This is a genomic window from Coleofasciculus sp. A1-SPW-01 (assembly GCF_040217205.1).
Classification (GTDB): Bacteria; Cyanobacteriota; Cyanobacteriia; order Cyanobacteriales; family Coleofasciculaceae; genus Coleofasciculus; species Coleofasciculus chthonoplastes_A.
Genome location: NZ_JAVJNP010000063.1, coordinates 1 through 14,794 on the forward strand (window position 1 = coordinate 1; position 14,794 = coordinate 14,794).

11 protein-coding genes are annotated in these 14,794 nt (G+C 43.6%); 7 read left to right on the forward strand and 4 right to left on the reverse strand.

Annotated features, from left to right (window positions below; all coding sequences use genetic code 11):
- Positions 1-337: 337 nt before the first annotated feature.
- The 3 genes from RH949_RS10430 (at position 338) to RH949_RS10440 (ending at position 2,852) form a co-directional block, all read left to right on the forward strand.
- The gene (locus RH949_RS10430) at positions 338-934 is read left to right on the forward strand and encodes a reverse transcriptase-like protein (RefSeq protein WP_446352914.1); all 597 of its coding nucleotides are present in this window, start codon (positions 338-340) and stop codon (positions 932-934) included.
- A gap of 535 nt (positions 935-1,469) precedes the next feature.
- A complete protein-coding gene (locus RH949_RS10435) occupies positions 1,470-2,063 on the forward strand; it encodes a hypothetical protein (RefSeq protein ID WP_446352916.1) in 594 nt (197 codons plus the stop codon).
- 99 nt (positions 2,064-2,162) lie between these two features.
- A complete protein-coding gene (locus RH949_RS10440; RefSeq protein ID WP_006106279.1) occupies positions 2,163-2,852 on the forward strand; it encodes a Bax inhibitor-1/YccA family protein in 690 nt (229 codons plus the stop codon).
- A gap of 180 nt (positions 2,853-3,032) precedes the next feature.
- Here RH949_RS10440 and RH949_RS10445 read toward each other — a convergent pair whose 3' ends face one another.
- The gene (locus tag RH949_RS10445; protein WP_446352918.1) at positions 3,033-3,710 is read right to left on the reverse strand and encodes a lecithin retinol acyltransferase family protein; all 678 of its coding nucleotides are present in this window, start codon (positions 3,708-3,710) and stop codon (positions 3,033-3,035) included.
- 188 nt (positions 3,711-3,898) lie between these two features.
- On the opposite strand from RH949_RS10445, the gene RH949_RS10450 reads away from it, so the two are divergent.
- The 4 genes from RH949_RS10450 (at position 3,899) to RH949_RS10465 (ending at position 12,013) form a co-directional block, all read left to right on the forward strand.
- Positions 3,899-4,867 carry a homogentisate phytyltransferase gene (locus RH949_RS10450; protein WP_446352920.1) on the forward strand — a complete coding sequence of 323 codons (969 nt, stop codon included), beginning with the start codon at positions 3,899-3,901 and terminating at the stop codon, positions 4,865-4,867.
- A gap of 278 nt (positions 4,868-5,145) precedes the next feature.
- On the forward strand, positions 5,146-5,898 hold the full coding sequence (locus tag RH949_RS10455; RefSeq protein WP_446352922.1) for a tetratricopeptide repeat protein: 753 nt from the start codon (positions 5,146-5,148) through the stop codon (positions 5,896-5,898).
- A gap of 102 nt (positions 5,899-6,000) precedes the next feature.
- Positions 6,001-9,966, forward strand: coding sequence for a GAF domain-containing protein (locus RH949_RS10460; protein ID WP_446352924.1), 3,966 nt, complete (start codon positions 6,001-6,003; stop codon positions 9,964-9,966).
- On the forward strand, positions 9,959-12,013 hold the full coding sequence (locus RH949_RS10465) for a response regulator (RefSeq protein WP_446352926.1): 2,055 nt from the start codon (positions 9,959-9,961) through the stop codon (positions 12,011-12,013). Before RH949_RS10460 ends, RH949_RS10465 begins: the two co-directional genes overlap by 8 nt.
- A 106-nt stretch (positions 12,014-12,119) precedes the next feature.
- Here RH949_RS10465 and RH949_RS10470 read toward each other — a convergent pair whose 3' ends face one another.
- From RH949_RS10470 to RH949_RS10480, 3 genes are all read right to left on the reverse strand, one after another.
- On the reverse strand, positions 12,120-12,605 hold the full coding sequence (locus tag RH949_RS10470) for a hypothetical protein (protein WP_446352928.1): 486 nt from the start codon (positions 12,603-12,605) through the stop codon (positions 12,120-12,122).
- A complete protein-coding gene (locus RH949_RS10475; RefSeq protein ID WP_446352930.1) occupies positions 12,602-13,726 on the reverse strand; it encodes an AAA family ATPase in 1,125 nt (374 codons plus the stop codon). The genes RH949_RS10470 and RH949_RS10475 overlap by 4 nt, the downstream gene beginning before the upstream one ends.
- A 151-nt stretch (positions 13,727-13,877) precedes the next feature.
- Positions 13,878-14,612 (reverse strand): sterol desaturase family protein, encoded by a 735-nt coding sequence (locus tag RH949_RS10480; RefSeq protein ID WP_006106324.1) that lies wholly within the window; start codon positions 14,610-14,612, stop codon positions 13,878-13,880.
- Positions 14,613-14,794: the final 182 nt, after the last annotated feature.

Genomic DNA, 14,794 nt, shown 5'->3' on the forward strand with positions numbered 1-14,794 from the left:
GACATTTAAACCTTAATATCAATAATGGCGCAATCCTTGTAGTGCGTTTAGCGAAGCCATGCCGCAGGCTTTAGCGAAGCCATGCCGCAGGCTTTGCATCTTGCTCGCTACTAATACCCAATTTAAATGCATGACAGCTTACCCATGTAGGGGCGGGTTTATGGACTTCCATTACGCTATTGAGAATAACGTTGCTTCAAAACCCGCCCTTTTTCAATTGTCGTGACTAATTGTTTACCCATGTAGGGGCGGGTTTATGGGCTTTCATTACGAATTCTGATAATAACATTGCTTCAAAACCCGCCCTTTTGCAATTGTCGTGACTAAATAACCATTCATGAATTCTGAGGAATTAAAAGCGGAGGAACACTTTGTCACTCCTCAAGAACGAACAGGCATCAAATTACTTCCATTATTTGAACCGGAAATTTGGGTAGTTGTCGATGGCAGTTATCTACAGTCACAGAATAGTGCTGGGGCAGGAGTGGTTATCCTGAAACACCTCTCTCAGCAGGAGGAACAATCTGAGGCAAATTTTTCCATTGATTGGCAACACTATAGCTATCCACTAGAAAATTGTAGTAATTCAACCGATGCTGAAATTTTAGCCGCCATCAAAGGTTTAGAAATCGTCGCATCAGTGGCTGGACAAAAACGAATTCATTTAATTAGTGATCACTACACCGTTAGCACTCTTCCCACCCACCTTTTAGTCATCGAGTTAGGACTCAAAAATGCCAAACGTTACACTAAAGGGATGGAACAGTTTCCCTTACGAGAATTAGCCGATCTTTACTTACAATTGCAACCCTGTCAAATCCTATCTCTACAAGACATACAACCCGAAGGATTTAATCTAGTATTACTTGCGTGCCATCAAGCCACTCACAAGTTAGCCGCTAAAGCAGCGATGAGTATTGCCAGTAATAGCTGACAGAAGCTATGTTCGTAGTTGCGATGTCTTCGCCCTAAGCACGCATTCAGCCTAGAACTAAAGTTCTGGCTAAAAGATTAAACCCGTTAAAACGGGTTGAAATACTTACCCAGTCAGCTCGATTCTTACTTGAGCTTTTAGCAGGAAATTTATTCGGAAGTGAAGGGTATAAGGTATAAATAAACTTTTGTAACAAAGCCTTGACTCTGGAGCATCCATCCTTCAATCTGCTAAAATAATCCAAATTAAACCGAAAACTCTTAGCGCTACTCAAAGCTGTTAGCGCAGCTCTGAGCAGCTAACCCCCAAACTGAACAAGCAGTCTGGAGGCTAGAAGAAATAGTAACACTCCTCTAGCCACTCCGACTTTTTATGGCAATTTGTGCGGGGTGGCTAAGATTTTGGGTCAATCGATTTAGGATTGAGGATTTAGGCGTTTTTATGGCAAAACAGCCGATATTGCCACAAATCCAGCATCAACTGTCCTAAATCAAGCCAACGCTACCGCTCATACCCAAATCAGGAGTGATTCACCATGTCTCGTAACTTAATCACGGCTGGGATAATTGATCCTCGCCAATTTTCTCTGGACGAAGTACGCCTCCAAGTCGCCACATTTCTTAACATTCCCCTCCAACACATCGATCGCGTCGAATGCTGGCAACACCAAATCTGGGTCAAGCTAGTGGAATCCCGTGCTATCTTCGTCAGCTATCGCAACTTGCCCCTGTGGATTGACGCCGGATTAACCGCGATTGGGCGCTGTACCTCTCGTTCCCAGCTTGATGAATTAGGCGCAATCCTCCGCAGGGAACGCGACTGGTATGATCAGCATGACCAACCCGAAGCCGTGCAACCGTGGCGTCAAGCTTGGGCAAAACAGGCTGAATACCTGAGAAACCAGGAAGAACGCCTGAAACCCATTCGCGCCCATCAGGAAGCCGGACAGGATTGGTATGGGGCTTGGGAACGGGTACTCTACTGTTGCCGAGAGTTTAACCGACTTCAGGGATTAGCCGGGGAAATCAATCAACAAAGTCAGGAGTTTCAGGATTTACCTGAGATTATCCAAAAGATGCAGCAATTGTGGCATCAGCGCTGGCAAGATCTATCGAGTGCGATCGCCTAAAGCCTTCTCCAGTAGGATGGCAATTCACGACTCAAGTAAAATAGTATTTATACATCAGCTTTGCGACCAAGAGAACTTACCCAAGTAAGGAGGAAATCTATGGTTACAGTTGCACAAGCACCCCCCAGTGAACGCGCTCAATTTATTCAGAAAACCTACATGCATCTGGCTGGGGCGGTGGGAGCGTTTATTGCTTTAGAGTTTATACTCTTTCAAACTGGCATAGCCGCCCTATTAACCCAGTTTGTCACGGCAAGTCGGTTTAGCTGGCTGGCGATTCTGGCAGGTTTTGCGGTACTCGGTTGGTTCTCCAGAGAGTTAGCGGCTAAGGCGGATTCGGTCAACACTCAGTACGCTGGATTGGGGATTTACGTTGTTGCGGAAGCCCTGATTTTTGCCCCGATTCTGTACATTGCAGCTTATTTCTCAGATCCCACTGTTATCCCAACGGCGGGAATACTCACCCTTCTCATGTTTGCTGGTTTAACCGCCGTTGCTTTTACTACAGGCAAAGACTTTAGTTTTCTGGGTGGTATCTTAAAAGTTGGTGGATTAGTAGCCTTGGGACTAATTATCTGTAGCGTAATTTTTGGTTTCACCTTGGGCTTATTCTTTTCCGTGGTTATGGTTGCTTTTGCTTCCGCCGCGATTCTCTACGATACTTCTAAGGTGATGCATCATTACTCATCCCATCACTATGTTGCAGCTTCACTAGAATTATTTGCGTCAGTGGCATTGCTATTCTGGTATTTGCTGCGGATTGTGATGGCGCTATCGTCTCGTCGCTAAACCTGTTCTATCTTATAGCCTAATTCTATAGCTAAGCGTGAGATTACTATTAAAAAAATTCATTCATTAGTAGTGTCACGCTTACTTTTATCTGGTTGGACAAAAACAGACAGAAATAGTATGAGAATCAGTAATACTAATTCAATGGATGTCATAGTTTCAGTAAACTTAAGGCAAAATCTATTTCACATTCAGCCGATTGCGGATCAAGTTTTCCGTCATCTGAGCAAGCTGATCTAACTTTTCTTTATTCTCCTGCGCCCGTTTCTCATAGTCTTTCTTGCGAATAATTGCCGCCCGCGCTAAGTCTTCCCGGTTTTGTTTTAGCGCTTGAATGGCGACTTTCTGCCAAGCGCTTATCTCTCGGACATCTTGATTGTACTGCGGTTGCAGCGTATTCCAAACACCTTTAATCTCGGCTAGGGCTTTGGTTAATAAGCGATTGGCTTTGTCCGGATCTTTCTCTTGTAGCGCTCGTTTAATCGGTTCGTATAAATTCTCAGTATTCATCTGAGTCATTATGGGAATAAAATTTTTAATTTGCGGACTTTCACTCACGCCAGTTTTACACCAGACGGCAAAGTGTTCGCAGTTGTTGAATAGCAGATTATAGTTTCGTTCCCCTAAACGACTTTCAGCGCGGCGAATGACTACATCAGGTATAAAATGAGTGGGATACTGTTTGACATAGATTTTTCCACCTCTAGCAAATGTCGGTAAAGAGGTGCGTTCAATGGTTTCACTGGGTTTGCGGTAGTGGATAACCGTACCGTCGCCACAGTCAATCCCATAATGTTTGTAGACGCCTTGTCGGTTGAACAATTCTCGATAAGCGTAAATTAGATCGCCTCGTGCCATACTTGCCTTTTGTTATTTGTTTACGTCATTTTTCATTTGTTATACTCGCTGTCGCCAGAACCAAGCTACGTCATTCGTTCTTTGTTTTGTGAATTTCACCGTCAAGAAAAGAGTATACGAGTGTAGATTGATGTTTCGATGTCCTTCAAGAGAGTAAAATCGAATGGGAAAGCCTATTACACTCCAGAATGAGCCAAATTTCTCCATCAACCTTGACTTCTGCCCCTCTCAACCCGCTTAAGCAACCCACAGGCTGGTTTTATGCCTTGTGGAAGTTTTCTCGCCCTCATACGATCATCGGTACTACTCTAAGTGTATTGGCATTGTATGTGATTGCCTTAGCGATTACCGACGGTGCGATCGCACTCTCAAATTTAACTCAACTCTTGGGTACTTGGATATCCTGCTGTTGCGGTAATATCTACATTGTGGGACTCAATCAACTCGAAGATGTGGAAATTGACCAGATTAATAAGCCTCATCTTCCCATCGCGGCGGGGGAGTTTTCCAGAAGACAAGCTAAACTGATTGTTACCATAGCTGGACTCTGTGCGTTACTGTTAGCCCGGATACTGGGAGGCTGGTTATTTCTCATGGTTAGCGTCAGTTTAGCCATTGGTACAGCGTATTCCTTACCACCTATCCGATTGAAGCGGTTTCCCTTTTGGGCAGCACTTTGTATCTTCTCAGTGCGAGGTGCTGTGGTCAATTTAGGACTATTCTTGCATTTTAGCTGGGTATGGCAACAAGGTGAAGCGATGACGCCAACGCCTGCGGTGTGGGGATTGACGTTATTTGTTTTGGTGTTTACTGTCGCGATCGCGATTTTTAAGGATGTCCCGGATATTGATGGAGATAAGTTATACAATATCACCACGTTCACGATTCGACTGGGTAAGCCAGCAGTGTTTAACATCACCCGATGGATTATTACCGTCTGCTATTTGGGTATGATTCTCGGTGGAGTGCTACTGTTTGACGTGGTTAACCCCCTTGTCTTGGGGATAACACACTTGGCGGCGTTAGTTTTGGTTTGGTGGCGTAGTCAGAATGTAGATTTGCAGGATAAAGTCGCGATCGCCAGTTTCTATCAATTTATCTGGAAACTGTTCTTTTTGGAATATCTGATGTTTCCCGCCGCTTGTTTATTAGCCTGAAACACTGATTACACGGATTTATGGGAGAGACTGAGGTGGGAAGGTAGGATGTTAGTAACACTGATTTCTCAGATTTAAAGAGAAGATGATGGTGGGGAGGTATTCGGTTAGTCACACCCTATGACACGGAGGTGTTAGTTTTCAATGGAAAGAGGATGATTAGCTTGTCGGAGGGATTATTTAATTTTCTGTGTCAATCTTTGTCACTCAATCGCTCATTTTCTGCTTATCTCATTCAATCTGTGTAATCGGTGTTATTCAATTAATCTGTCTAATCTGTGTTTAATTTAAGTTGGATAGCGGCTACAGTCGTTAGTGTCGGTTTAGTAACGGTTATTTTTTTGATTGGTAAGACGATCGCGATCGCGTCGTTGTTTCAAAAGGCGATCGCCCTTTATCAGCAACAGGATTACCCAGAAGCGGAAACGGTATTTCGCCAAGTGATTCACCGACAACGCAGTAATGATATGGTGCGCTTACTGCTAGGTAATACACTCCTGGCACAAAATAAATGGGATGAAGCGGTAGCTGTCTTCCAGGATCTGATCGCGCGATCGCCAAAAACGGTGGATGGGTATGTCAAGTTAGCCCAAGCCTTGATTGAACAAGGGAAACCTGATCAAGCGATGCCTATTGTTGAGGAGTTGATCCAGCGCCATCCTCAAAACACAGACATTCCTTTTAGCGTCGGTTTAATCCTATCCAACATTAATCGACTAGACACGCTAATTGAGTCGTATCAGACGTTGAGCCAGCAGTCTCCGGAAAAAGCTATTTTACGTTTAAATCTAGCCAATAGCTTGATGATTCAAGAAAACTGGGAAGCCGCTATAGAAGAGTATCGTGAAGCGATTCGTCTTAATATTAAAAAGCCACAAGCGTATTGGTATTTAGGAGATGCGTTGAGACAAAAGGGTCAATTGGATGAAGCCCTCAGCGTTTGGCGAGAGGCAATTGTCCGTTATCCTAATGATCAGGAAGCTCAGTTAAGAATTCGACAAGCGCTAAAAGAACAAGGTAAATTTGGGTAAAAGGGTGTTTTTCAGGAAGTTATCCTCTTTCTCCCCCATCTTCCTACACCCCCACACCTCTACACCCCTACACCCCCGCACCCCCTCACCCAAAACCCTATCATGTCTGATCAGGATATCGTTCTCAACGCCAAAACCTACGAGTCACTCCAAGCAGAATTAGCCTATCTGCGATCGCGTGTGGCACAATTGGACGCGATGAGAATGCCAGAACCGACTCAAGTTGCCCAGCAAAAGGCGCTGTTGGCTGTGGTGACTAAAATTCGGGAATCTCTGGATTTGGAGAGTATCTTTAAATCAACCGCTACAGAAGTGCGTCAACTGCTGAATGCGGATCGGGTGGGGATGTTTCGCTTTGATCCAGAGTCTGGCTGTCGCCGTGGGGAAGTTGTCTCTGAAGATGTAGTGTCGCCGTTTACGTCAGCCATCGCCACCAAAATAGAGGATGAGTGTTTCGGCGAAAGACATGCGACTCATTATCAGCAGGGGCGGATTTGGGCGGCTGAAGATATTTATGCCTTGAATTTACCCGATTGTCACATTATAATTTTATCACGTTTCCAAGTTCGAGCCAACTTGGTTGTGCCGTTACTCAAGGGGAATCAGCTTTGGGGGTTGTTGTGTATTCACCAATGTTCGCGCCCCCGTCAATGGCAAAGTAATGAAATCGAGTTTGTCCATCAAATTGCCATTCATTTAGGTGTGGCGTTGCAGCAAGCGGAGTTTGTGGCGCAATTGCAGATGCAGTCAGAGTTATTGACGAAAGCGGTTAATCAAGCGGTTGAACGAGAAAAAGCAGTTGCGGCTATTATTGATAAGATTCGGCGATCGCTCGATATTAATACTATATTCCAGACGACAACTCAAGAAGCACGGCAGTTGCTGAATGCGGATCGGGTGGCAATTTATCGGTTTAATCCCGATTGGAGTGGTGAATTCGTGGTTGAATCGGTGGCTGAGGGCTGGAAACCATTAGTCCAAGGGCAATATCAAGATCCCCAGTTATGCCAAAATATTAGTAATTGTAGTATTAAATCCTTAGCCAATCCTCAAATTATTGATACCTATCTCCAGCAAACTGAAGGCGGGGACTTTATCAAAGGTGAAGTCTTTCGGGTTTGTCGTGATATTTATACCGCCGGGTTTTCGGATTGCTATATTCAAAGCTTAGAACGCTATCAGGCAAGAGCATACACAATTATTGCGATTTACAAAGGTAAAAACCTCTGGGGACTTTTAGCCGCGTTTCAAAATTCCGCACCGCGATCCTGGGATGAGACAGATATTAATTTTCTGGTGCAAATTAGCGCTCAATTAGGGGTAGCGATTCAACAAGCTGAACTCCTCGGAAAAGCCCAACGGCGATCGGCAGAATTGCAAACCACACTGGAGGCGCAATTACAACAACGGGCGGATGAGTTAGCCCAGGAAGCGGAACGGGAAAGGGCGTTAGCTCAGGTTATCGATAAAATTCGCCAAACGTTAGATTTAGATACAATTTTCCAAACGGCGGCTACCGAAGTCCGGCAATTGTTGGATGTTGAACGAATTGCCATTTATAAATTCCGCGAGGATTATTTCGGCGATTTTATTTTTGAATCGGAAGCAGGAGATTTACCAAAACTGGTGGGGAGTGCTTGGGATGATACCTATTTAAGTAAACATCAAGGTGGTCGATTACGCCACAATGAAGCATTTTTTGCTGATAATATCTATAAAGCAAATTTAACCGATTGTCATATTGAAACCTTAGAATCATTTGGGATTAAATCCTTTGCGGTTGTGGCGTTATTTAAAGGGGAAAAACTATGGGGAATGCTGAGTGCTTTTCAACATAGTAAACCCCGCCATTGGCAAGAACGGGAAGTTAAGTTACTTATGCAAGTGGCAGCCCAATTAGGGGTAGCATTGCAACAGTCGGAATATTTGGAGTTATTGCAAGCTCAAGCCGTCCAGCAAGCCAAGGCTGCTGAACAGGCGCGGGCATTAGCACGGGTGATTGAAAGCATTCGCCAAACCTTAGATATTGATCAGATTTTTAGTACGACGACCCAAGAAGTACGGCAAATTCTTAACTGCGATCGCGTCGTAGTTTATCAATTTAATCCGGACTGGAGTGGAGATTTTGTCTCCGAATCAGTAGCATCAGGTTGGTCGCCCTTAGTCGGTTCTGAGCTGAAATCGGTTTGGTCAGATACCTGTTTACAAAAAAGTCAAGGGGGTCGATTCAAAAGTCATGAAAATATTGTCGTTAATGATATTTACCAAAGGATTTACTCGACCTGCCATGTCAAATTGTTAGAGGTATTTCATATCAAAGCTTACTGTTTAAGCCCGGTTTTTGTCGGTGACAAGCTGTGGGGATTATTGGGGGCGTATCAAAACTCCAGTCCCCGTCATTGGGACGCCGCAGAAATTAGTTTACTGACACAGGTGAGTAATCAGTTGGGCGTGGCGCTACAACAAGCCGCTCTCATGGCTCAACTCAAAGATGCTAAGGAAGCGGCTGATGCGGCGAACCGGGCTAAAAGTGAGTTTTTAGCGAATATGAGCCATGAACTACGGACTCCCTTGAATGCGATTCTGGGTTTTGCCCAAGTAATGACCCGCGACTCGACGTTAACTTCAACTCAACAGGAGTATTTAGGAATTATTGCTCGCAGTGGTGAACATTTACTCACGCTGCTCAATGATGTACTAGAAATGTCTAAAATAGAAGCGGGTCGGATTACATTAAATGAAACCAGTTTTGATCTGTATCGCTTACTCAAAAGTTTAGAAGAAATGCTCCAGCTCAAAGCGGCATCAAAGGGCTTACAGCTAATCTTTAATTGTGATTCTGACGTTCCCCAATATGTGCGGACGGATGAGAGTAAGTTGCGTCAGGTTTTAATTAATTTATTGGGAAATGCAATTAAATTTACCGGGGAAGGGAGTGTAACCTTGTCTGTAGAGACGTGCCATGGCACGTCTCTAGGCACGTCGGGAAACCAATCTGTAGAACCAGGTTTGACTGATAAGGTTACCCCCTTGCACAGACGCGCCATGGCGCGTCTCTACACTAAACCCGCCCTGTTTGGGGAACGGGATATAATTGCCCAATCCCCAATCCCCAATCCTCAATCCCTCATCACCTTTGCAGTCGAAGACACGGGTCCAGGAATTGACTCAGCCGAACTCGATACCTTATTTGAAGCCTTTATCCAAACCGAAACCGGGCGCAAATCTCAAGAAGGTACAGGATTAGGCTTACCGATTAGCCAGAAATTTGTCCAACTGATGGGAGGAACCATCGCCGTCAGCAGTGTATTGGGTCAAGGAACAACGTTTCGGTTTACAATTAAGGTTAATCCCGCTCAAGCGGCTGACATTGAGATTCAACAGTCTAAACGGGCGATTGGTTTAGCCCCCAATCAACCGACTTATCGGATTCTGATTGCTGATGATAAATGGGAAAGTCGGGTGTTGCTGGTTAATCTAATCGCACCGATGGGGTTTGAGGTGCAGGAAGCGGAAAATGGACAGCAAGCTGTTGAACGTTGTCAGAGTTGGCAACCTCACCTGATTTGGATGGATATGCGGATGCCTGTGATGGATGGTTATGAAGCCACTCGTCGAATTCGACAATCGTTGCAGGGTCAAGCCACGGTAATTATAGCCTTGACTGCTAGTGTTTTCGATAAACAGCGATCGGTTGTTTTGTCCGCAGGCTGCGACGATTTTGTTAGCAAGCCGTTTCAGGAAGAGGTTATCTTTGAAAAAATGGCGCAACATTTAGGCGTGCGTTATTTGTATGCAAAAGCTGAACCTCTCTCTCTCACATCGCCGGATACGTCGCCAGCACCATTGCAGGAAACTGCTTTACAAGAAACGTTGGCACAAATGCCGATTGAATGGCTGGCACAACTGCACAAAGCTGCACTCAGCGCTAGAGAGAAAGTGATAATCCAGCTTATTGCCCAAATTCCAGAAGAGCAACTATCTCTGGCTCAAACCTTAACCCAATGGGTTAACACCCTTTGTTTTGATCGCATAGTGGATTTAACACAGCCCCTCCTTCATGAGTGAACGTCAATCTCAAGCCATCAAGGGAGACATATTAATTGTCGATGATATCCCTGATAATTTACGTATTTTGTTTACCATGCTGGCGAACCAAGGCTATGAAGTTCGTCGGGTCATTAGTGGGAAACAGGCACTGAATGCGGTTAATACTGATCCGCCAGATTTAATTTTGCTGGATATTAAAATGCCGGAAATGGATGGGTATGAAGTTTGTCAACGCTTGAAAGCTGACGAGAAAACCGCCGAAATTCCGGTAATTTTCTTGAGCGCCCTTGATGAAGTCTGGGATAAAGTGAAAGCCTTTGAAGTGGGTGGCGTAGACTATATTACAAAGCCCTTTCAACTCGAAGAAGTGATAGCGCGGGTTAAAACCCAACTAACTTTACGCCATATTCAACAGCAACTCCAAGCTCAAAACGCTACCCTAGCAGAGGCAAAAGAAGCCGCAGAAGCCGCTAACCGAGCGAAAAGTGAATTCCTGGCAACCATGAGCCATGAAATCCGCACCCCTCTGAATGCGGTGATTGGGTTAACCGGAATTTTAGAGAATACAAAACTGGATGCCCATCAACAGGATTTGGTAGAAACGATTCGCCAAAGTGGGGAAACCCTACTGATCACAATTAATGATGTGTTAGATTTTGCCAAGATTGAATCGGGTAAACTAGAACTTGAATTCAAACCCTTTAATCTACGTGACTGTCTGGAAACCGCTGTTGATCTGTTTGCGCCCAAAGCAGTACAAAAGGGATTAGAATTAACTTATTTTATTGATCCAGAAGTCCCCTCTACTCTGGTCGGAGATGTCACCCGCCTGCGCCAAATTCTGATCAATTTGTTGAGTAATGCAATTAAGTTTACTGATGTGGGAGAAGTTAGCGTTTCAGTCAAGGTTGAACATTGCTATGTCACCAATTCGACTCAAAACCAGGATAGCCATACCTCGCCGACTGTTTGTATTTTGTTTTCGGTAAAAGACACAGGAATTGGCATTCCGAAAGACCGTTTTAACCGTTTGTTTCAACGCTTTAGTCAACTGGATTCTTCAACCACTCGCCAGTATGGGGGTACGGGACTAGGTTTAATTATTTCTAAACAATTAAGTGAAATGATGGGGGGAGAAATTTGGGTAGACAGTACCTTGGGTGAAGGGTCTACTTTTTCCTTCTGTGTTGTTTTAAGCGTAGATCAAGATGCGTCTGAACCGAATTTAACAACTCCTCAACCTCAGCTTGCAGGTAAACGAGTTTTAATTATTGATGATAATCCGACAAGTTGCCAAATTTTAACCCAGCAAACCCAATGTTGGGGCATGATTGCCCGAAGTACTCAATCGGGAAATGAAGCCTTGGCTTGGCTCAATCAGAAAGAAGCCTTTGATGTGGCAATTATCGATCGGCAAATGCCCGAAATGAACGGGCTAACTCTGGGTCTACAAATCCACAACCAATCAGGTTTCAAAGAATTGCCTTTGGTATTATTAACGCCTATAGGAAAAATGACGACTAAAACGTCTTTAATTGAGCGTCATTTTGCTGCTTGTTTACCTAAACCGATTAAACTTGGGCAACTTTATAATACGTTGACTCAAGTTTTAGGAAGGCAAGCGACTGCTATTAAGTCTCAGCCTGCTTCACCAGAATCTGGAGATTCACCTCTTGCCCAACAGTTGCCGTTACGGATTCTTTTGGCTGAAGATAATATAGTCAATCAAAAGGTAGAATTATTGCTGTTGAAACGTTTAGGTTATCAAGCTGATTTGGTCAGTAATGGACAGGAAGTTCTTGATGCCATCTCCCGTCAATCCTACGATGTCATATTAATGGATGTACAGATGCCAGAAATGGATGGTTTAACCGCTACCCGTTATATTTGCCAAAACTACTCCCAGCGCCCTTGGATTATTGCGTTGACAGCTAATGCGATGCAGGAAGATCGAGAAACGTGTTTAAAGGCGGGGATGGATGATTATATTAGTAAACCGATTCGTCAAGCCGATTTGATTCGCGTCTTTAAAATGATTCCTTTGCGCCAAGCACCAACACTGTAGGGGCGCACCGACGTGCGCCCATAAAACCTGCTTGATAACTTAGTTGAAAAGCGCTGTATGTTTATGTAGCAACGATTTTAATCGCCGTGGCAAAAGGGTGTAACTTTTAATTGAACAGAAAGGGTTTGACAGATAAAATCATACGCTCTAACTCAGTTTTGTTATGTTTGAGAAGCTCATGTCCCCACAATTCATTCGTGTTATCCGAACAGTCTTGTGCTAGAACGTCTCCAATTTCCTCAAAACTTTTGTTGATATCTCGCTTTAAATTCTCAGGTTCAGATTGCACTCCCAGAATGAATACTCTTTCTTTGAGGTCATCTGGAATTTGACTCTGTGCGTAACTCAACCGATTTTCACGGTTATCAAAGTCAATCAGCAACACTATCATTCTTTGTGGGAATTTTCGCATTGTTCGCACATAATCATTCGTGAATTGTTCCACGGTTCTTTGCCAACCACCAGTGGGTGGCAAAACCTGAATAGCACGAGCATTAAGGTTGGGAGATTGAATAAATCCGTTGGCAATCTGGCGATTAGCATCGTCTTCAGGTAACACAAGAATGTGAGGTTTATACTGGTTTGGACTCATAGCTCTATGTCGCCACAAATCAAGGTATTTATCAGATCGCCTGTCACAGGAATATCACTGAGCAATCTGACCAAAGTTGGCTCTAAGTGACTTTTTCGATCAAGGACAAAAGTATTGTCATCCGAAAACTTTCGGATAGCCTCTTCATTGTGTGATGTCGCTAAAATTTGTCCTTTCTGCTTAAATGAACGTCGCAATGACATTACAAAATAACCAATTTCTGATAAGGAAAGATAATTTTCCGGTTCATCCCAAAAGCAAAAAATTGAACCATAATATTCGTTAGCAGCTAACACAACAGCGCAAACAAAAAAGCATTTTTCACCGTCAGATAAGTCTTTAAAATTAATATGAAGATTCGCATTATTGGCTTCAAACCGAACAATCATGCTTTTGGAGTCTTTGCCAACTGGTTGATTCAAAAAATCTTGAATATCTGGCATAACGTCTCGGAGATATCTATAAATCTTTGTGTAGGCAGCAGGATAGCGACTGAGTAATCCAGAAATCCACTCCCCAAAGTTTGAACCATCTCGCCTTGGCTCCAAGGTGTCGCCCTTGGAGTCTCCTGTCATCAAGCTGGGGATTGGCGCTAAAATGATCATCTGAGCTAGCCAAGTCTTAAAAATATGAAGCGGATCAGTCTCAGATTGCTCCTGAATTACGGGAAGGGCAACCAGATGCCAATCCAACCGAAACTGAGCCTCACGATTTTGGGTGCTGCTGTAAAGAGTGACTTGAGCTTCTTTTCGAGAGTAAATTGGATCTCCTGAAACTAGCAATTGCTCCTCAGAAACTCGCAGTTCGCTAAATTTTTCCGGTAACTCTAATGCTAAAACATAGTTGTACAATTTATGATCAAGTAATACTTCTATTTCAAAGCGAATCGGAACATCAGATCTTCTTCGAGCAAAATCTTTCGAGCTAATAATGTCTAATTGTTCAAGGTCGCGTATTCTATTGACACCTTGACTAATTTTCTGAAGTACTTCTAATGCATCGGCAATCGTTGATTTACCTGAACCATTTTTTCCAATCAACAGAGCAGATGGCATTCCCTTTAGGATTAGCTCAAAGTTTTCTAGGCATCTGAAGTTGTGTACATATAGTCTTTGCAGCATAACCTAATGATTCTTAGCCGTGTAAATTGAAAGAACTTGTGAGCGAATGTACTTATTGTAAACGATATGGATTCACCCACATTCCGATTTTTACGCTATTCTTTTGCCAAACGCCTAACTTACGGAGGTGGGGGCTGGACATCCAAGGCAGTTAAGTACCAAGCAACTTATCCCAGAACGTAAAGTACAATCCGTAGTGTACAGTGTACTGGCGATGATGTATCGAATGATATGTTGCCCCGATAAACCACTTCCCCAGCCAGTGGTGAAGAAATGATGAGGGAAATAGCTCGAATCCCAGATGAGACACTACTGCCCATATTGTCATCGTAATTAGTGCAGCAGCCAAGGTGATAAAATGGAGCGGAACGATAAAGATTACAACCACAAAGAAGAGTGACTGTATAATTGCTTCTGGAAGGTCAAAGGCGAAGGAACTCCAGGGCGTTGGTTCTCCCGAACGGTGGTGTCCAGAATGCATCCATTTAAACAGCCAAGGGTGGTGAAAAAGGCGGTGGATAAAGTAAAAGTATGTATCCTGAAGCACAAGCACGGCAACAAAACTAACTCCTATATACCACAGTCCATAGTCATCTGGGTTAGTATAGAGGAGTGTTACTCCCAAACCGTACTCTGATAAGATTAGCGCTGCACAAAAAGCAAAAACAGTTGCCGATAAAATCGATAATACGATATCATTTCTGATGGAATCATTCATCAGTGGCTTCAGACGCAAACTGTTGTTGGCGAGGAACTTTCCCAGAACGACATAAAAGAGCCAATAGGCTCCCCCAGCAATAAGAAAGTATCGGACAAGAGTGATTCCAAAAAAGACTAAGTAATAATACTCAAATGAGTGGTTTGTTAACTCCTTCGTAATTTGCAAATTTCCTCCTTTTTATTTTTAAATCTGACTTCAGCTAATTGAATTCCCCTCAGATGCTTTTTCAAAGAGGTACATATTTAATGTTTAATGAAACTATTGCCATTGACGCTATCATCAACGACTTACTTATGGTCTCACATCTAGTTAATTAATAAAAAATGCCCACAGATAGATTTTGGGCA